The 18,480-nt window shown below is 70.0% G+C and carries 15 protein-coding genes; 12 read left to right on the forward strand and 3 right to left on the reverse strand.

Features of this window, described 5'->3' with window-relative positions; genetic code table 11:
* The first annotated feature begins 87 nt into the window (after positions 1-87).
* Complete coding sequence (glgP, locus tag RCH12_RS09115) at positions 88-2,676, forward strand: alpha-glucan family phosphorylase (RefSeq protein WP_327016680.1); 2,589 nt, start codon at positions 88-90, stop codon at positions 2,674-2,676.
* On the opposite strand, the gene RCH12_RS09120 is transcribed toward glgP, so the two are convergent.
* Genes RCH12_RS09120 through glgX form a run of 3 tightly spaced genes read right to left on the reverse strand, consistent with a single transcriptional unit; the run spans position 2,598 to position 5,637 of the window.
* Positions 2,598-3,095 (reverse strand): hypothetical protein, encoded by a 498-nt coding sequence (locus tag RCH12_RS09120; protein ID WP_327016681.1) that lies wholly within the window; start codon positions 3,093-3,095, stop codon positions 2,598-2,600. The two genes, glgP and RCH12_RS09120, sit on opposite strands and share 79 nt — an antisense overlap.
* A complete protein-coding gene (gene ybaK / locus RCH12_RS09125; RefSeq protein WP_103432033.1) occupies positions 3,092-3,583 on the reverse strand; it encodes a Cys-tRNA(Pro) deacylase in 492 nt (163 codons plus the stop codon). Before ybaK ends, RCH12_RS09120 begins: the two co-directional genes overlap by 4 nt.
* Positions 3,580-5,637 (reverse strand): glycogen debranching protein GlgX, encoded by a 2,058-nt coding sequence (glgX, locus tag RCH12_RS09130; RefSeq protein ID WP_327016682.1) that lies wholly within the window; start codon positions 5,635-5,637, stop codon positions 3,580-3,582. Before glgX ends, ybaK begins: the two co-directional genes overlap by 4 nt.
* Before the next feature lie 89 nt (positions 5,638-5,726).
* Between glgX and RCH12_RS09135 the strand changes: the two genes are divergently transcribed.
* The 11 genes from RCH12_RS09135 (at position 5,727) to RCH12_RS09185 (ending at position 18,441) form a co-directional block, all read left to right on the forward strand.
* Positions 5,727-6,935 carry a cysteine desulfurase family protein gene (locus tag RCH12_RS09135; protein WP_103432031.1) on the forward strand — a complete coding sequence of 403 codons (1,209 nt, stop codon included), beginning with the start codon at positions 5,727-5,729 and terminating at the stop codon, positions 6,933-6,935.
* Between the two features lie 3 nt (positions 6,936-6,938).
* Positions 6,939-8,120, forward strand: a complete 1,182-nt coding sequence (mnmA, locus tag RCH12_RS09140) for a tRNA 2-thiouridine(34) synthase MnmA (protein ID WP_207795530.1) — start codon at positions 6,939-6,941, stop codon at positions 8,118-8,120.
* Positions 8,113-10,434 (forward strand): NAD-dependent DNA ligase LigA, encoded by a 2,322-nt coding sequence (ligA, locus tag RCH12_RS09145; protein WP_327016683.1) that lies wholly within the window; start codon positions 8,113-8,115, stop codon positions 10,432-10,434. The genes mnmA and ligA overlap by 8 nt, the downstream gene beginning before the upstream one ends.
* Before the next feature lie 87 nt (positions 10,435-10,521).
* Entirely contained in the window at positions 10,522-11,526 is a 1,005-nt protein-coding gene (locus RCH12_RS09150; RefSeq protein ID WP_327016684.1) for an NAD-dependent epimerase/dehydratase family protein, read from the forward strand.
* Positions 11,527-11,679: 153 nt separating this feature from the next.
* Positions 11,680-11,910, forward strand: a complete 231-nt coding sequence (locus RCH12_RS09155; protein ID WP_103432027.1) for a hypothetical protein — start codon at positions 11,680-11,682, stop codon at positions 11,908-11,910.
* A gap of 245 nt (positions 11,911-12,155) precedes the next feature.
* Complete coding sequence (locus RCH12_RS09160) at positions 12,156-13,604, forward strand: alpha/beta hydrolase (protein ID WP_327016685.1); 1,449 nt, start codon at positions 12,156-12,158, stop codon at positions 13,602-13,604.
* Between the two features lie 36 nt (positions 13,605-13,640).
* The gene (gene gatC, locus RCH12_RS09165) at positions 13,641-13,937 is read left to right on the forward strand and encodes an Asp-tRNA(Asn)/Glu-tRNA(Gln) amidotransferase subunit GatC (RefSeq protein WP_088456438.1); all 297 of its coding nucleotides are present in this window, start codon (positions 13,641-13,643) and stop codon (positions 13,935-13,937) included.
* Positions 13,938-13,941: 4 nt separating this feature from the next.
* The gene (gene gatA, locus RCH12_RS09170) at positions 13,942-15,489 is read left to right on the forward strand and encodes an Asp-tRNA(Asn)/Glu-tRNA(Gln) amidotransferase subunit GatA (RefSeq protein WP_327016686.1); all 1,548 of its coding nucleotides are present in this window, start codon (positions 13,942-13,944) and stop codon (positions 15,487-15,489) included.
* Positions 15,489-17,024 carry an Asp-tRNA(Asn)/Glu-tRNA(Gln) amidotransferase subunit GatB gene (gatB, locus tag RCH12_RS09175; protein ID WP_103432024.1) on the forward strand — a complete coding sequence of 512 codons (1,536 nt, stop codon included), beginning with the start codon at positions 15,489-15,491 and terminating at the stop codon, positions 17,022-17,024. Before gatA ends, gatB begins: the two co-directional genes overlap by 1 nt.
* Positions 17,024-17,335 (forward strand): hypothetical protein, encoded by a 312-nt coding sequence (locus tag RCH12_RS09180; RefSeq protein ID WP_103432023.1) that lies wholly within the window; start codon positions 17,024-17,026, stop codon positions 17,333-17,335. The genes gatB and RCH12_RS09180 overlap by 1 nt, the downstream gene beginning before the upstream one ends.
* Positions 17,335-18,441, forward strand: a complete 1,107-nt coding sequence (locus RCH12_RS09185) for a VIT1/CCC1 transporter family protein (protein WP_442784573.1) — start codon at positions 17,335-17,337, stop codon at positions 18,439-18,441. The genes RCH12_RS09180 and RCH12_RS09185 overlap by 1 nt, the downstream gene beginning before the upstream one ends.
* Positions 18,442-18,480: the final 39 nt, after the last annotated feature.

An 18,480-nucleotide genomic window follows, 5' to 3' on the forward strand; every position in this document is an offset into this window, starting at 1 on the left:
CCGTAGCGCGAACGGGGGCCGAATCGGTGGTCACACGCGCGCACACCTGTTACCCGGTGGACACGTTGCGCCCCTAAAGTAAGGTTCGTGAAGGCGATCCGTAAAATTACCGTCCGTGCAGTCCTGCCAGAGTCGCTTGCCGCGCTCGATGAGCTGGCCGGCAACTTGAGCTGGTCCTGGCACGAGCCCACCCGGCAGCTCTTCGAGCACATCGCCCCGGAGCTGTGGCGCAGCATCGGCACCGACCCCGTCGCCCTGCTCGGCGCCGTCGACCCGGCCCGGCTGGCGGAACTCGCCCTGGACCACGACTACGTCGCCGGCGTCAACCTGGTGCGCGACGACCTGCGCGCCTACCTCAACGAACCGCGCTGGTATCAGGGCCTCGAGGGGGCGAAGCCGGCGTCGATCGCGTACTTCTCGCCCGAGTTCGGCATCGCGGCGGCGCTTCCGCAGTACTCCGGCGGCCTGGGTATCCTGGCCGGGGATCACCTCAAGAGCGCCTCGGATCTTGGTGTTCCACTCGTCGGCGTTGGCCTGTTCTACAAGGCCGGCTACTTCAGCCAGGCGATCTCGAGCGATGGTTGGCAGCTGGAGAGCTACCCGCTGCTGGACCCCGACGGTCTGCCCCTGTCGGTGCTGCGCCGGGCGGACGGTTCACCGGTGCAGGTGTCCCTCGCCCTGCCGGACGACCGAACCCTGCACGCTCGCGTGTGGGAGGCCAGGGTCGGCCGCATCCGGCTGCTGATGCTGGACACCGATATCCCGGAGAACACCGACGAACTGCGCCAGGTGACCGACAGGCTCTACGGCGGCGGCGGCGAACACCGGCTGCTGCAGGAACTGTTGCTCGGCATCGGCGGGGCCCGGGCCGTGCGCCTGTGGAGCCACCTCAACGGCCGCGACGAGCCCGAGGTGTTCCACACCAACGAGGGACACGCCGGATTCCTCGGCCTGGAACGCATCTCCAGCCTCATCGGTGAGGGTCTGAGCTTCGCCGAGGCGTTGCAGGTAGCCCGTGCCGGCACCGTTTTCACCACGCACACCCCGGTGGCTGCCGGTATCGACAGGTTCGAAACCTCCCTCGTGCGCCGCTACTTCGAGACCGACCTGCTGCCCGGTGTGGCCGTGGACGACCTGCTGGGTCTGGGCGCCGAGAGCTACCCGGGCGGGTCGCCGGATGTCTTCAACATGGCCATCATGGGCCTGCGGCTCGGACAGCACGCCAACGGCGTCTCGAAGCTGCACGGCGAGGTGAGCCGGCGCATGTTCAGCGGCCTCTGGCCGGGCTTCGACGCCAGCGAGGTGCCGATCACCTCGATCACCAACGGGGTGCACGCGCCCACCTGGACGGACCCGGCGCTGAAGGCCCTCGCCGCGAACCGGCTCGGCACCACCGACACCTCCACGGCCGACTGGGCATCGCCCGCGGTGAGCGACCAGGACCTCTGGGAGGTGCGCGGCGATATGCGCCGCCAGTTCGTCGAGGACGCCCGTCGCCGCATCGGCGCGGCCTGGCTCGTGCAGAACCCCGGCGGTCTGGTGCCGGCGTGGATCAACCAGGTCTTCGACCCCAATGTGCTCACCATCGGGTTCGCCCGTCGGGTGCCCACCTACAAGCGGCTCACCCTGATGCTGCACGACCCCGAGCGGCTGCGCGCCCTGCTGCTGCACCCCGAGCACCCCGTGCAGATCGTCATCGCCGGCAAGTCGCACCCCGCCGACGAGGAGGGCAAACGGCTGATCCAGCGGATCGTGCAGTTCGCCGCCGATCCTGAGCTGCGCACCCGCATTGCGTTCCTGCCCGACTACAACATCGGTATGGCCCAGCTGATGTACCCGGGCACCGACGTGTGGCTGAACAACCCGCTGCGCCCGCTTGAGGCCTGCGGCACCTCCGGCATGAAGGCGGCCCTGAACGGTGCCCTCAACCTGTCGATCCTGGACGGCTGGTGGCCGGAGTATTTCGACGGCCAGAACGGCTGGGCCATTCCCTCCGCCGACGCGAGCACCAACTCCGCCGAACGCGACCGCCTCGAGGCCGACGCCCTGTACGAGCTCATCGAACACCAGGTGGCGCCGCCGTTCTACGAGCGCAACGCCGATGACGTGCCCGAACGCTGGGTCGCCAACATCCGCCAGACCCTGGCCGGGCTCTCGCCCGAGTTGAACGCCGGCCGGATGGTGCGCGAATACGTGGAGAAGCTCTACCGCCCCGCCGGTGTCTCCGAGGCGCGACTCTCGGCCAACAACTACCGGGCGGCCCGCGAACTGGCGGAGTGGAAGGCTCGCATCGGGGGAGCCTGGCCCGGCGTGGCCGTCGAGCACGTGGAGTCCGGCGGCGTCGCCCCGGTGCCGCAGGTGGGCGATGAACTGCGCCTGCGCGCGCACGTGCAGTTGAACGGCCTCGCCCCTGAGGACGTGACGGTACAGGTCGTCTACGGCAGGAGCACCGGCGGCGACGACCTCACCGACGTCAGCACCCAGGCCCTCGAGCCGATCAACGACGTGCTGGGGCAGGACGCCACCGAAACCGTGACGCCCGGCGCGCCGACCCTGTTCACCGGAACCGTCGAACTCGACAGGTCCGGTGGCTTCGGCTACACCGTCAGGGTTGTGCCGCGGAACGACCTGCTGATCAGCGCGGCCGAGATGGGGCTGGTGGCCGTCGCCGGCTGACCCGATGCGGTGACGCCCGCACGAACCGCGGGAGGGCCGATCACCAGCAGCGCGACGGCCAGGCAGATAGAGCCGACGGCCAGCCCGGAGACGGCCGTACCGCGGGTCACTTCCCTCCCGCGGTGCGTGGCCGAGACAACCAGCAGCCAGACGCTGGGCGCGCAGGCGACGACCAGCCAGCTGACGAGCTTCAGGAGCAACGCGGTCTCGGTTGCGTCCCTGAAATCTCTGTCGAGCAACGCGGCCAGCGATCCCAGGCAGCCGCCGACCAGGAACACGATGCTGGTCACGATCAGTGCCCTGATGCGGCGCTGTGCGGCTCTCGACGCGGCATCCGGCCGGAACTCGGCGTCGATCACGGCCATGATCGCGGCGTCCGACTGCTCGGGCTCCGCAGCGTCAGGCACCGGCTCGGTCATCGGTCCCGGCCGATCGGTGCGATGACGGCGGCGGTGACGGAGATGAGGTCGGCGGGGGAGAGCTCGATGTCGAAGCCGCGGCGGCCGCCGGAGACGAAGACGGTGTCGAAGAGCTCGGCCGTCTCGTCGAGCACCGTGCTCAGCCGCGTCTTCTGTCCGATCGGGCTGATGCCGCCCACGACGTAGCCGGTCTTGCGCTCGGCCAGCCTGGGGTCGGCCATGACGGCTTTCTTCGCGCCGACCGCCGCGGCGAGAGCCTTGAGGTCCAGCTGACCGGAGACGGGGACGATCGCCACGACGAGGGCGCCGTCGACGTCGGCCAGGAGGGTCTTGAACACCTGGTCGGGATCCAGCCCGAGCTTGTCTGCCGCCTCGAGGCCGTAGCCGGCCACCGCCGCATCATGCGGGTAGTGGTGGGCGGTGAACCGGATGCCGGCGTGTAGCAGCGCCACGGTGGCGGGAGTGCCGCCGGCATCCGGCTTGGTCATGCCCGGGCTTCCTCGGCCCGCAACAGCAGCATTGAGGTGCCCCCCATGGTGAGGCGGGCGCCCGGCATGTGCGAACTCTGCACCTCGCGGATGTCGTCGTGACTGGAGTCCCAGAGCACCGTGTAGCTGGAGACCCCGGAGTGGATGGGCAGGGTCACCTCGGTGGGCGACTCCAGGCCGTGCACGATCAGGAGGATGCGGTTGAATGCCTCGTGCTCGGGGGTGCTCGCCGCGAGGTACTGCAGGGTGCGTTCCTGGGGGGAGTTCCAATCGGCCTCCGACATCGACGCTCCGGCGGCGTTGTACCAGTCCATCTGGCTGGCGCTGGGGGTGGTCTGGCCCGGCCGGCCGAACCGCACGGGGCGCAGAGCGGGGTTCTCCCGGCGCAGGGCGAGCAACTGCCGGGTGATCCGGTGCAGGTCCTGCTGCCAGTCGTCGAAGTTCCAGTCCAGCCAGGTGAGCTCGCTGTCGTGGCAGTAGGCGTTGTTGTTTCCGCGTTGGCTGCGGCCGAACTCGTCCCCGGCGGTGAGCATCGGCACACCCGCGGAGAGCAGCAGGGTGCCAAGCAGGTTGCGCATCGCCCGCCGACGGGTACGCAGCACCGTGACATCACGAGTGGGCCCCTCGACACCGTGGTTGAACGAGTTGTTCCCGTCGGTGCCGTCCCGGTTCGCTTCACCGTTGCCCACGTTGTGCTTCACGTTGTACGCGGTGAGGTCCGCCATGGTGAAACCGTCGTGGGCGGTGATGAAGTTCAGCGAGGCGACCGGGCCGCGCTCCAACGAGAAGGTGTTGGCCGACCCGGCCAGACGGGAGGCGAACCGGCCGATGCCGCTGTCGGAGGTCGAGTGGTTGCGTACGGCGGCGACGTCGGTGAGCCAGAAGGACCGCATCCGGTCGCGGTACCGGTCGTTCCACTCCGACCAGCCGGTCGGAAAGTTGCCGGTCTGCCAGCCGCCCATGCCCACGTCCCACGGTTCCGCGATGAGCTTCACCCCGGCCAGGTCCGGGTCGTCGCGGATGGCGGTGAGCAGAGGGTGGTCCGGCGTGTAGTGCACGTTCTCGTCGCGACCGAGGGTCGCGGCCAGGTCGAACCTGAACCCGTCGATCTGCACCTCGTTGGCCCAGTACCGCAGGGAGTCCAGCACCAGTCGCATCGGCACGTCGTGGCCGAAGTTGACCGTGTTGCCGCAGCCGGTGACGTCGATGTAATGACCCTTGGCGTTCTGCCGGTAGTAGGTGGCGTTGTCGATGCCCCGCAGGCTCGTGACCGGTCCGGCCGGGCCCTCCTCGGCGGTGTGGTTGTACACGACGTCGAGGATGACCTCGAGGCCGGCCTCGTGCAGCAGTTTGACCATGCCCTTGAACTCGCGTAGCACCGCCTCCGGCCCCTCGGACTGGGAGGCCTGGGTGGCGTAGTCGGCGTGCGGCGTGAAGAAGTTGAGGGTGTTGTAGCCCCAGTAGTTCGACAGGCCCTGCTTGATCAGGCGCTGTTCGGAGACGAACGATTGCACCGGCAGCAGTTCCACGGCGGTCACCCCGAGGTTCTTGAGGTACGCGATGGTGCTCTCGTGCGCCAGACCGGCGTAGGTGCCGCGGAGTTCAACGGGCATGGCCGGGTTGAGCTTGCTCAGGCCCCGGACGTGCGTCTCGTAGACGACGGTGTGATCCATCGGCGTGTTGGGCTTGACGGCTCCGGCCCAGTCGAAGGCGTCGTCGACCATGGTGGACTGCCACTGGTCGGGTCCCACCCGGGCCAGACCCCGGGCGTACGGGTCGATCAGGGTCTTCTCGGGGTGGAACGAGTGCGTGGGACCGGCGGGACCGGAGACCCGGATGCCGTAGCGGCGACCCGCGGTGAGGGTGCGGCTACGACCGACCCAGACGTTGTGGGTGTCGCGCACCATGGGTACGGTGCGCACGATCCAGTTGGGGTCGGTGTGGTCGAAGATGCACAGTTCGATGGCCTCGGCGTGTTCGGACCAGACGCGGAGTTCCCCGCCATTGCTCGTAGCGCGGACGCCCAGATTGCGGAGGGAGTCAGCTGAAGTCATGAGATCTAGAGTAATCAGTGCGGACGGTGTATAAAGACCAGCCCGCACCGGCCCATCCACGGGACCCGAACCAGCCAGGAGGCGAGCACATGTCGGTGCATTTCGACCACGCGTATCTCGACCATGCCGCGACGGCACCGATGCTGCCGGCCGCCATCACCGCGTACGCGGAGGCGATGGCCGTCGTCGGAAACCCGGCGTCCATCCACAGCCAGGGCCAGAACGCCAAACGGATGCTCGAGGAGGCCCGCGAACGGGTCGCCGCCAGCGTGCACTCCGACCCCATCGAGATCGTCTTCACCGGCAGCGGCACCGAATCGGTGAATCTGGCCGTCAAGGGCCTGTACTGGGCCCGAGCGCCCCGCACCCGGATCCTTGTGCCCGGCGGAGAGCACCACGCCACGGTGGACACCGTGGAATGGCTCGCGCAGCAGGAGGGCGCCACGGTGCAGTGGATCCCGCTGGACGCGCTGGGCCGCATCGACCTCGCCGCGCTGGAGGCGGCCATCGCCGAGAACCCCGAGGATGTGGCCCTGGTGACCCTGCTGGCCGCCAACAACGAGGTGGGCACCCTGCAGCCCGTCCAGGAGGTGGCGGCGCTCGCCGCGGCACACGGCATCCCGGTGCACGTGGACGCCATCTCCGCCTACGGTCACGTGCCCATCGACTTCGCCGCCCTGCACGCCACCGGAGTCTCGGCGCTGAGCGTCTCGGCGCACAAGATCGGCGGGCCCGTCGGCATCGGCGCCCTGGTGCTGTCCCGCACGATCACCGTGGTGCCGCTGATCCACGGCGGCGGCCAGCAGCGCCAGGTACGCAGCGGCACCCAGGACGTGGCAGCGGCGGTGTCGTTCGCGGTGGCCGCCACCGCGATGACGGCCGAGCTCGACGCCGAAAACCTGCGCCTCCGGGAGCTGCGCGACAGCGTGATCGCCGGGGTGCGGGCCGCGGTGCCCTCCGCCGTCTACAACGGCGACCCCGACCCGACCGGGCGTCTGCCCGGCAACGCCCACTTCACCTTCCCCGGCTGCGAGGGCGACTCGCTCCTGTTCCTGCTCGACGTCGCCGGGGTGTCGGTCTCCACGGGATCCGCCTGCCAGGCCGGCATCCCCGAGCCGTCGCACGTGCTGCGCGCCATGGGCCGCAGCGAGGCCGAGGCCCGCAGCGCACTGCGGATCACGCTGGGCCGCACCTCGACCCAGGCGGACGTCGACGCCTTCCTGACGGCGCTGCCGGTGGCCTGGGCGCAGGCGATCGGCGCGGGAATGGCCGACTCGGCGCCGCGTGCGTACACTTAACCAGTGAAGATTCTGGCAGCAATGAGCGGTGGGGTGGATTCCGCCGTGGCCGCAGCCCGCGCGGTCGAGGCAGGACACGAGGTGGTCGGGGTGCATCTGGCCCTGTCGCGCATGCCCGGCACGCTCCGCACCGGCAGCCGCGGCTGCTGCACCGTCGAAGACTCGATGGACGCCCAACGGGCCGCGAACATCATCGGCATCCCGTACTACGTGTGGGACTTCTCCGAACGGTTCAAGCTCGACGTCGTCGACGACTTCATCGCCGAGTACGCCGCCGGTCGCACCCCCAACCCGTGCATGCGCTGCAACGAGAAGATCAAGTTCGCCGCCCTGCTCGAGAAGGCCCTGGCGCTCGGCTTCGACGCCGTCTGCACCGGCCACTACGCCTCGATCGTGACGGATGCCGACGGCAACCGGGAACTGCATCGGGCCAGCGCCTGGGCCAAAGACCAGTCCTACGTGCTGGGCGTGCTCACTAAGGAGCAGCTCGCCCACTCGATGTTCCCCCTGGGCGACACGCCGTCCAAGGCCGAGGTGCGCGCAGAGGCTGCCGAACGCGGCTTCTCGGTGGCGAACAAGCCCGACTCCTACGACATCTGCTTCATCCCCGACGGTGACACCCGCGGCTGGCTCGGCGAACGGGTCGCCCCGGAAACCGGCGACATCCTGGACCGCGAGGGCAACAAGCTCGGGCAGCACGAGGGCGCCGTGGCGTTCACCGTGGGTCAGCGCAAGGGCCTCTCGATCGGTACTCCCGCCGCCGACGGCAAGCCCCGCTTCGTGCTCGAGGTGCGCCCGATCACGAACACGGTGGTCGTGGGCCCCAAGGAGGCCCTGGCGATCAAGGAGATCGCCGGAACCACGTACACCTGGGCCGGACTGCCCCCGGAGCACCCCGAGATCGAATTCGCCTGCGACGTGCAGATCCGTGCCCACGCCGATCCGGAGCCCGCCGTTGCCCAGGTCATCAACGTGCCCGCCGACCCCTCTGCGACACCGCCGGTCGAGGCGCACACCGAGCTGCGCATCCTGCCGACCGAGCCGCTGACCGGCGTGGCGCCGGGCCAGACCGCCGTCGTCTACGTGGGCACCAGGGTGCTGGGCCAGTGCACCATCGACCGCACCGTCAGTGCCGTTCCCGTCGGCAGCGTTGCTGCCGCTGACTCCACGACGGTCGATGCCTGACGCCACCGGCGCGTCACCGGCGGCCGCGCTGGCGGCCGCCGGCGAGGAGGCCGCCGGCCTGACCACGCGCATCCTCGAGGCCCGCGACGCCTACTACGAGCGCAACGAGGTCATCGTCTCCGACGCCGATTACGACGGCCTGATCCATCGCCTCGAAGAACTCGAACGGCTCTTCCCCGAACTCGCCAGCCAGGACAGCCCCACCCAGACCGTCGGCGGCCGCGCCGAGACCACCCTGTTCGACCCGGTGCAGCACGCCGAGCGGATGCTCAGCCTCGACAACGTGTTCTCCATCGAGGAGTTCGAGGCGTGGGCGGCGAAGGTGCAGGTGAGCGCCAACCGAGCCGTGCACTACCTCTGCGAACTCAAGATCGACGGCCTGGCCATCAACCTCCGGTACGAGAACGGGGTGCTTGTCAGCGCCGCGACCCGCGGCGACGGCGTGGTCGGCGAGGACGTCACCGAGAACATCGCCCTGGTGCCCGGTATCCCGGCGCGCCTGACCGGCACCGGGCATCCGCCGCTGATGGAGGTGCGCGGGGAGGTGTTCTTCCCCGTGGAGTCCTTCCGTGAGCTGAACGCCGCGCAGAGCGCCGCGGGTGAGCGGGTGTTCGCCAACCCTCGCAACGCGGCCAGCGGGTCGCTCCGGCAGAAGGCCGAGAGCAAGAACGCCGACCAGCTCGCCCTGATGAAGGCCAGGCTCGGCCGGCTGCGGATGCTCGTGCACGGCATCGGCGCGTGGGCCCAGCCCGGCGCCGAGTCGCAGTCCGCCGTGTACGACCTGCTCGCCGGCTGGGGTCTGCCCACCAGCACCCACTACAGGGTCGTCGCGACGCCGGCAGAGGCATCCGCGTTCATCGAGTACTTCGGCGAGCACCGCGGCAGCGTGGAACACGAGATCGACGGCATCGTCATCAAGGTGGACGAGCTCGCCCTGCACGACGAACTCGGTGCCACCAACCGCGCGCCGCGCTGGGCGATCGCCTACAAGTACCCGCCGGAGCAGGTGAACACGAAGCTGCTCGACATCGTCGTGAGCGTGGGTCGCACCGGTCGGGCCACCCCGTTCGCCGTGATGGAACCCGTCAGGGTCGCCGGTTCCGTCGTGCGCCAGGCCACCCTGCACAACCAGGATGTCGTGAAGGCCAAGGGTGTGCTGATCGGCGACACCGTGGTGCTGCGGAAGGCCGGCGACGTGATCCCCGAGGTCCTCGGGCCGGTCGTGGAGCTGCGCGACGGCACCGAACGCGAATTCGTGATGCCCGCAGACTGCCCGGTCTGCGGCACTGGGCTGAAGGCCGCCAAGGACGGCGACATCGACCTGCGCTGCCCGAACGCGCGGAGCTGCCCGGCCCAGGTCTGCGGCCGGGTCGAGCACATCGGCTCGCGGGGTGCCCTGGACATCGAGGTGCTCGGCGAGGTGACCGCGGCCGCGCTGACCCAGCCCACGGTTCCCGAAACCCCGCCGTTGGACACCGAGGCCGGGCTTTTTGATCTCACCATCGAGGATCTGTTGCCGATCAGCGTGGTCGTGCGGGACCCCGAGACCGGCCTGCCCCGCGAGGACGAGGACGGCACGGTGCGTCAGCGCACCCCGTTCCGGCGGAACCCCTCCGCGGCCGAGAAGAAGGCGGGTCTGGACGGCCCGCAACCGTCGTCCAACGCCGTGAAGCTCATCGCCGAGATCGAACTGGCCAAGACCAAGCAGCTCTGGCGCATCCTGGTCTCACTCAACATCCGTCACGTCGGGCCCGTGGCCGCACGGGCCCTGGCGAACCACTTCGGCTCTCTCGACGCCATCCGGTCGGCGTCGCGTGACGAGCTGGCCGAGGTCGACGGGGTGGGCGGCATCATCGCCGACGCCGTGATCGACTGGTTCGAGGTGGATTGGCACCGCGACATCGTGGAGCAATGGGCATCGGCCGGGGTGCAGTTCGCGACGCCGGGGCATGCGGGCCCCGGTGCGGCGGCGGCGGCCGGGGGAGTGCTCACCGGGCTGACCGTCGTGGCGACGGGCTCGCTGGAGGGCTTCACCCGAGAGGGTGCCTCGGAGGCGATCATCGCCGCCGGCGGCAAGAACGCCTCCAGCGTGTCGAAGAAGACCGACTACGTGGCCGCCGGCCCCGGCGCCGGCTCCAAACTGGCCAAGGCCGAAGCCCTGGGCGTGCGCATCATCGATGCCGACCAGTTCCGGCTGCTGCTCGAACACGGCCCGGCCGGCCTGCCGGACGCCGCCCCGGCGGATGCCCCGGCCGACACCGGCGCCGAACCGGAGTCGGTCGCCGCGGCCGAGCCCGGCCGCGACACCGACTAGGCTCACGCCGGCGGTCGCTCGTCGTCCCAGTGTGCCCAGAGCGAAACTCTCTTGCCGCGGGGAGCGCTGGTTGGGTTAGCTGGCCGCATGCGATTCCTCATTCTCGGCGGAACGGCCTGGCTCGGCAGCACCATCGCGACGACGGCGATGCACCACGGTCACAAGGTCACCTGCCTGGCCAGGGGCGAATCCGGGAACGCTCCGGCCGGCATCCGCTTCGTTCGGGGCGACCGCGACCAGGCCGGGGCGTACGCGGAGGTGGCGGCGGAAGACTGGGATGTGGTCGTGGATGTGTCGCGGCAGCCCGGGCAGGTCACCTCGGCCGTGGCGGCGCTGGGCGCCCGGGCCGCCTCGTACACCTTCGTGTCGTCTGGCAACGTCTACGCCGACACCGCCGTGCCGGGCCAGGACGAGAGCGCTGAACGTGTCGGTGCGCAGGGCGGTGACGTGATGGAGTCGATGGAGACCTACGGCGAGGCGAAGGTCGCCTGCGAGGACCGGCTGCTTGCGGGGTTCGGCGCCGACAGATCGCTCATCGTGCGGTCGGGTCTGATCGGCGGACCCGGCGACGTCTCCGACCGCAGCGGATACTGGCCACTGCGGTTCAGCGAGCCCGCCGGTGCCGACGGGAGTGTGCTGGTGCCCGACGTTCCGGGGCTCCTGGTTCAGGTGATCGACGTGCGCGACCTGGCGGAATGGATCGTCGACGCCGCCGAGGACCGCACAGCCGGGGTGTTCAACGCGACGGGGGAGACCGTGTCGCTGGCCGAACACCTGGCCGTGGCAAGGAGAGTGGCCGGACACACCGGCCCGGTCGTCGGCGCGGATGCCCGATGGCTGCTGGATCACGAGGTCGGGCCGTGGTCGGGACCACGGTCCCTGCCGCTCTGGTTGCCCCTGCCGGACTACGCCGGGTTCAATGCCCGTGACAGCGGTGCCGCCCGCGCCGCCGGACTGGTCACCCGCCCGCTGGCCGAGACCCTCGCTGACACGCTGCGCTGGGAGCGCCTCAGGGTGCCGCAGGGCCCGCGCCGGGCGGGACTGTCCGACGCCGACGAGGTGGCTCTACTCGCCGCCCGCGCCGCCGGCTGAGACCCCCGCGCCCGCCCGCCCGACCCCTGGCCCCGCAACTGTTCCCGAAGCGGACTTCTGCGTCCGGCGCACCGGGCGCAGAAGTCCGCACGGGCAACAGTTGCGACCGGCGCACGCGGCGGCCGGAACCGGCGCCGGGACTAGGCTGCGGCCATGACCCCCATCAAGGATGATGACCGTCCGACCGAGGAACCCACGGTGCCTGAGCTCCTCCAGCCCGGCGAGCCACCGTTCCAGGCGCTGTTCCCGAATCTGGATCGGGTGTCCCGATCCTCCTGGCGCAAGGGATCCGTCAGCCGCCGACGGATCGGCCGCGCGACGGGGCTGCTGGTCGGGGTGATCGTGGTCATCGGCACGTTGGTGGTGGGCAGCGTCATCCTCTGAGCCCCGCCAGTCTGCTGCGCCGCCGAGGTTTGTGGAGCCCCGAGAATTCACCTCACCGTGACCGGATGTACCCCCGCCGGAAACTCGCCGGAAACGCAGCCGCCGAATTGCGCCGAAAAGTGTCCGATCGCCCTGAACGAGGGGCAGTGGCAGCGCCCGCGGCTCGATAAGCTGAGAGCGCATGACTTGCCAGGGGCGTCGAGTCTGTTTGCTGTTCATTCGTTCGGGAGGGGACGGGACGCGTCGTGCTATTCGAGGCCGCTGCACTGCTGACTGCCTCGCTCGCCCTCGTCGGGGTGGGCGGGCCCGTCCTGATGCCCGAATCCTCGCAGGTCAGCGTCTACGAGACCGTTTCCACCCGGGTCGCCGACCGTCAGAGTGATGCGGGCGTCTCGCCGGCCTCGGCTGAGCTCGAGGTGAAGTCGGCCGCCGCCATCGACATCGACGTGGCCTCCCTGCGCACCATGACGGGGTCCAATCTGCTCGTGGGCATGTCCCAGCTCGCCGTCGCGGAGCTGGAGAGCTTCGTGGCCGAATACCCCACCCGCGTCGATTCGGTGCTGGCGACCCCGCCCGAAGCCACGGTGGTGTCGGCCTGGTGGACGCTGCTGGACTCCACCCAGCGGGCGGCCCTCACCACGGCGACCCCGCGGCTGGTCGGCAACCTCGACGGCGTGCCGCTGGCGCAGCGCAGTCGCGCGAACGAGCGTTACCTCAGTGATTCTCTCGCCGAGGCCAAGCGGGTCATCGCCGGCCACTCGTCAGATGCCGAGCGCTCCCTGGCCAGCGGCCGGGTTGCCGTGCTCAGCCAGGTCGAGCTGGCCCTGAAACGCAGCGACGGCGGGCCCAAACGCAGCCTGATCCTGCTCGACCCCAACGGGTCGGGGCGGGCGGCGATCGCCCTGGGCAACCCGGACACCGCCGACTACATCGGCTATCTGGTGCCCGGAATGAACTACCGGGTCGAGCCGGCGATGGTCAACTGGACCACCGTGGCCGACGACGTCTACCGCGAACAGCGTGCGGTCCTGGCCGCACGCAAGAAGGCACCGGCCGCCACCACAACCGCACAAGGCAGAGCGTCCGTCACCCCGGCTTCCGCCACCGACAGCCGGCTTGTGTCGGGGTACCCGGATGCCGCGGCGACCACCGCGAAGACCGTGGCCACGATCGCCTGGATCGGCTATGAAGCGCCCGACGTGTTCTCCGTCGGCTGGCGTGACCGGGCGGTGGCCGGCGCCGCCTTCCTCGAGACCTCGTGGGCCGGCGTGCGTGCCAGCAGGGGAGCGGACCAGCCCTTCATCTCGGTGTTCGCGCACTCCTATGGTTCGACGGTCTCGCTCATGGCGCTGGCCAACGGCTCCGTGCAGGTGGACGCCCTCGTCGTGGTCGGGTCACCGGGTAGCGAAATCCAGTCCGCCGACAAGCTCGAGGTCGCCAACGGGAACGTCTTCGTCGGCAAAGCGGACTGGGACCCGGCTGTCAGCTCGGCGTTCTTCGGCAGCGATCCCGGCGCATCCTCCTACGGTGCCAGGGCACTCGGCGTGGATGGGGCGACCGACACCGTCACCGGCGCCTGGCTCGGCGGATCCCTCGGCCACAACGACTATTTCAGGCCCGGAAGCGAGTCCCTGCACAACATGGCGCTCATCGGCACCGACAACGCGGACCTGGCAACCGACGACGACGAATAGAATTGGAGCTTCCGCTTCGATTTTCTTGGGAGTTTCATGTCTGAAATCACGGCCGAGCAGGTTGCGCATCTGGCCAACCTCGCCCGGATCGACCTCAGCTCGGCAGAAATCGATCGCCTCACGGTCGAACTCGGCCAGATCGTCGACTCTGTCGCCAGGGTCGCCGAGGTCGCGACGCCCGACGTCCCGGCGACCAGCCACCCGATGCCGCTGACGAATGTGTTCCGTGACGACGTCGTCGTGCCGTCGCTCACCGTCGACCAGGCCCTGTCCGGGGCCCCCGACCGTGCCGGCGACAAATTCCGCGTGCCCGCCATCCTGGACGAGGAGTAACAACGTGACCAGTCTCATCAACCAGACCGCCGCCGCCCTGGCCGGTCTGCTCGCCGACGGCTCGGTCAGCTCCGTCGACGTCACGCGCGCCCACCTCGACCACATCGACGCCGTCGAGCCCGATGTGCACGCGTTCCTGCACGTGGCCCGCGACGCCGCCCTGGCCACCGCCGCGAGGGTCGACGCCCGTCGCGCCGCCGGCGAGAAGCTCGGCCCGCTGGCCGGCGTTCCGATCGCCATCAAGGACGTGCTCGCCACGCACGACATGCCCACCACCTCCGGGTCGAAGATCCTTCAGGGCTGGATCCCGCCGTACGACGCCACCGTGGTTCGGCGCATCCGCGACGCCGACCTCATCCCGCTGGGCAAGACCAACATGGACGAGTTCGCGATGGGCTCCTCCACCGAACACTCCGCCTACGGCCCCACCCACAACCCGTGGGACCTTGACCGCATCCCCGGCGGCTCCGGCGGTGGCTCCGCGGCCGCCGTCGCCGCGTTCGAGGCACCGTTGGCGCTCGGCAGCGACACCGGCGGATCCATCCGTCAGCCCGCCGCCGTCACCGGTTCCGTCGGCGTCAAGCCCACCTACGGCGGCGTGTCCCGCTACGGCGCGATCGCGCTGGCCTCCTCGCTCGACCAGGTCGGCCCGGTTACCCGCACGGTGCTCGACGCCGCGCTGCTGCACGATGTGATCGGCGGGCACGACCCGCTCGACTCGACATCGCTGACGGATGCGTGGCCGTCGATGGCCGCCGCCGCCCAGGCCGGGCTGGCCGACGGTGCCCTCACGGGGGTGCGGATCGGCGTGATCAAGGAACTCAACGGTGCGGGTTTCCAGGCCGGTGTCAAGCAGCGTTTCGAGGAGACCCTGGCCCTGCTGTCCGCGGCCGGCGCCATCGTCAGCGAGGTGAGCGCCCCGAACTTCGAGTACGCGGTCTCCGCCTACTACCTGATCCTGCCCGCCGAAGCCTCCAGCAACCTGGCCCGCTTCGACTCCGTGCGTTTCGGCATCCGGGTCAACCCCGAGGACGGCCCGCTCACCAGCGAGCGCGTCATGGCCGCCACCCGCGACGCCGGCTTCGGCGACGAGGTCAAACGCCGCATCATCCTGGGCACCTACGCCCTCAGCGCCGGCTACTACGATGCCTACTACGGCAGTGCCCAGAAAGTGCGCACGCTCATCCAGCGTGACTTCGCCGCCGCGTTCGACAAGGTCGACCTGCTCGTCTCGCCCACCGCGCCCACCACGGCGTTCAAGTTCGGCGAGAAGACCGAAGACCCGATGGCGATGTACCTCAACGACATCACCACCATCCCGGCCAACCTCGCCGGCATCCCCGGCATGAGCCTGCCGATGGGCCTCGCGCCCGAAGACGGCCTGCCGGTCGGCCTGCAGGTGATGGCGCCCGCCCGCGCGGACGCCCGCCTGTACACCTTCGGCGCCGCCGTCGAGCAGCTGCTCGAGGCACACTGGGGGCACACCCTGCTCAGCCAGGCGCCCGCGCTGGCCAACATCGAAATGTTCGCAACCGAAGGGGGAGCCGTCTGATGGCCAAGGCCGAATTGATGGACTACGACAAGGCCCTCGAACTGTTCGAGCCGGTGCTCGGCTTCGAGGTGCACGTCGAACTCAACACCAAGACCAAGATGTTCTGCGGCTGCGCCAACGAATTCGGGTCCGGTGCCAATACCAACACCTGCCCCACCTGCCTGGGCCTGCCCGGCGGGCTGCCGCAGGTGAACCGTCAGGCCATCGAGTCCTCGATCCGCCTGGGCCTGGCCCTCGGCTGCGAGATCGCCGAGACCAGCCGGTTCGCCCGCAAGAACTACTTCTACCCCGACACCGCGAAGAACTTCCAGACCTCGCAGTACGACGAGCCGATCGCGTTCAACGGTCAGCTCACCATCGAGCTGGAGAGCGGCCGCCAGGTCACGGTCGACATCGAGCGCGCGCATATGGAGGACGACGCCGGCAAGCTCACCCACATGGGTGGCGCCGCCGGACGCATCCAGGGCGCCGATTACTCGCTGGTGGACTACAACCGCGGCGGCGTGCCGCTGGTGGAGATCGTCACCCAGATGATCGAGGGCGGCGAAGCCGACTCACCCGAGATCGGCAAGACCTACGTCGCCGCCATCCGCGAGATCGTCAAGGCGCTGGGCGTCTCGAACGCCCGGATGGAGGAGGGTAACGTGCGCTGCGACGCCAACGTGTCGCTCCGTCCGCGCGGCTCGAACATTCTGGGCACCCGCACCGAGACCAAAAACGTCAACTCGCTGCGCAGCGTCGAACGCGCCGTTCGCTACGAGATCCAGCGCCAGGCCGCGCTGCTGCACGCCGGTGGCACCATCACCCAGGAGACCCGGCACTGGCACGAGGACACCGGCGTCACCTCCGCCGGCCGGCCCAAGAGCGACGCCGACGACTACCGGTACTTCCCCGAGCCCGACCTGGTGCCCGTCGCGCCGTCGCGCGCCTGGGTCGAAGAGCTGCGCGCCACGCTGCCCGAGCCGCCCGCGGCCCGCCGCAAGCGGCTGCAGGCCGCCTGGGGTTTCGTGAACCTCGAGTTCCAGGATGTGGTCAACTCCGACCTCCTCGATGTTCTGGAGGCCACCATCGCCGCCGGTGCACCCGCGCAGTCCGCCCGCAAGTGGTGGACCGGCGAGATCGCCCGTCTGGCCAATGCCGCCGGCGTGACCGCCGAGAGCCTCGTGACCCCGGCCCAGGTGGCCGCGCTGATCGAACTGATCACCGACGGTACCCTCACCGACCGCCTGGCCCGCCAGGTGCTCGAGGGCGTCATCGCCGGCGAGGGCACCCCCAGCGAGGTCGTCGCCAGCCGCGGACTGGCCGTCGTCAGCGATGACGGGCCGCTGATCGCTGCCATCGACGAGGCCCTAGCCGGCCAGCCCGACGTGCTCGCGAAGATCCGCGACGGCAAGGTGCAGGCCGCCGGCGCCGTCATCGGCGCGGTCATGAAGGCCATGCGCGGCCAGGCGGATGCCGCCAGGGTGCGCGAACTGGTGCTCGAACGCGCCGGCAGTGCTCCGGTGGAGTCTGCGCCGTCGGAGTCGGTGGAGTAATGGCGCTCTGGAGCCGCCGGCCCACGGACGCCCCGTCAGCCGAGGGGGCGGCCGCGGTGTTCGGCGTCGGGATGCAGGTGGTGGTGCGGCTTGACCGCAGCCGTTACCCCGACTCGACGGTGGAGGACCCGATCGGGGTCATCACCGCGCCAGGCGAACTCGTCGGCTCGGCGCTGTACGCGCCCGTCGTGGGCAAGGAAGCGGTGTGGGTGGTGCACTTCGAGGAACCGTTCTATGGTCTCGACGGCACCGGCCCGCACGAGTCGGCCCGGGTGTCGCAGGGCTCCCTCGAGGCAGCTCCGGAGTCGTGATAGCCGTGGCCGACCTCAACCAGCCCGCCGAGGCCGACATTCGTCGGTGGCGGCGGTATCTGGCCGATGAACAGGCCGAGGCCGCCGTCTACCGTGACCTGGCCGGCCGGCGTTCCGGCGAGGAACGCGATATTCTGCTGGCCCTCGCCGAGGCAGAGGGCCGGCACGAGGCGCACTGGCGCGACCTGCTCGGCGAGCGGGTCGGAGCGCCCCGGAAGGGTGCGCTGCGCACCCGGGTGCTGGGCCTGCTGGCCCGCCGGTTCGGCTCCGTCTTCGTGCTCGCTCTCGCCCAACGCGCCGAGGCCCGGTCGCCCTACGACGGGGATGCCGACGCCACCAGCGCCATGGCCGCAGACGAGCGTATCCACGAGGAGGTCGTGCGAGGCCTGGCCGCCCGCGGCCGCCAGCGGCTGTCCGGCACCTTCAGGGCCGCGGTCTTCGGCGTCAACGACGGTCTGGTGAGCAACCTTGCCCTGGTGCTGGGTATCGGGGCGACCGGGGTGCCCACCGCGACCATCCTCTTCACCGGCATCGCCGGCCTGCTGGCCGGAGCCCTGTCGATGGGTGCGGGGGAGTACGTGTCGGTGCGGTCCCAACGCGAGCTTCTCGAGGCGTCCACCCCGAACCCGGCCACGCGCAGCGTGCTCTCACACCTGGACGAGGCCGCCAACGAACTGACCCTCGTGTACCGGGCCCAGGGCATGACGCCCGAAGACGCCGAGGTGCACGCCCGTGAGGTGCTGCGCACCGTGGCCGTCGCCACCGGTGCGCTCGACGTGAGCCGGCTCGACGGCTCGACCGCCGCACTGGTCGACGAGCACGAAGCCATCGGCACCGGCATGGGCGCCGCGATCTCCAGCTTCTGCTTCTTCGCCTCCGGGGCCCTGCTTCCGGTGCTGCCGTACCTGTTCGGCATGCAGGGCGTCGCTGCGATCGTCGTCGCCGCGGTCCTCGTGGGCCTCGCGTTGCTGGCCACCGGCGCCGTCGTCGGACTGCTCTCCGGTGGTCCGCCGCTGAAGCGTGCGCTGCGTCAGCTGGTGATCGGCTTCGGAGCCGCCGGGGTCACCTACCTGCTCGGCCTGCTGTTCGGCACCACCGTCGCCTAGCGCCAGGCCCCGCGCGGCAACTGTTGCCGGTGCGGACAA

This window comes from Cryobacterium sp. MP_3.1, from assembly GCF_035984795.1.
GTDB classification, from domain to species: domain Bacteria; phylum Actinomycetota; class Actinomycetes; order Actinomycetales; family Microbacteriaceae; genus Cryobacterium; species Cryobacterium zongtaii.

Bases quoted from the DNA above. Each gene is read 5' to 3' on its own strand.
- RCH12_RS09155 (WP_103432027.1), top strand. From the start codon at position 11,680: ATGACCCCCATCAAGGATGATGACCGTCCGACCGAGGAACCCACGGTG.
- RCH12_RS09135 (WP_103432031.1), top strand. From the start codon at position 5,727: ATGTCGGTGCATTTCGACCACGCGTATCTCGACCATGCCGCGACGGCA.
- gatC (WP_088456438.1), top strand. From the start codon at position 13,641: ATGTCTGAAATCACGGCCGAGCAGGTTGCGCATCTGGCCAACCTCGCC.
- RCH12_RS09150 (WP_327016684.1), top strand. From the start codon at position 10,522: ATGCGATTCCTCATTCTCGGCGGAACGGCCTGGCTCGGCAGCACCATC.
- gatB (WP_103432024.1), top strand. From the start codon at position 15,489: ATGGCCAAGGCCGAATTGATGGACTACGACAAGGCCCTCGAACTGTTC.
- glgX (WP_327016682.1), bottom strand. From the start codon at position 5,637: ATGACTTCAGCTGACTCCCTCCGCAATCTGGGCGTCCGCGCTACGAGC.
- RCH12_RS09120 (WP_327016681.1), bottom strand. From the start codon at position 3,095: ATGACCGAGCCGGTGCCTGACGCTGCGGAGCCCGAGCAGTCGGACGCC.
- ybaK (WP_103432033.1), bottom strand. From the start codon at position 3,583: ATGACCAAGCCGGATGCCGGCGGCACTCCCGCCACCGTGGCGCTGCTA.
- ligA (WP_327016683.1), top strand. From the start codon at position 8,113: ATGCCTGACGCCACCGGCGCGTCACCGGCGGCCGCGCTGGCGGCCGCC.
- RCH12_RS09180 (WP_103432023.1), top strand. From the start codon at position 17,024: ATGGCGCTCTGGAGCCGCCGGCCCACGGACGCCCCGTCAGCCGAGGGG.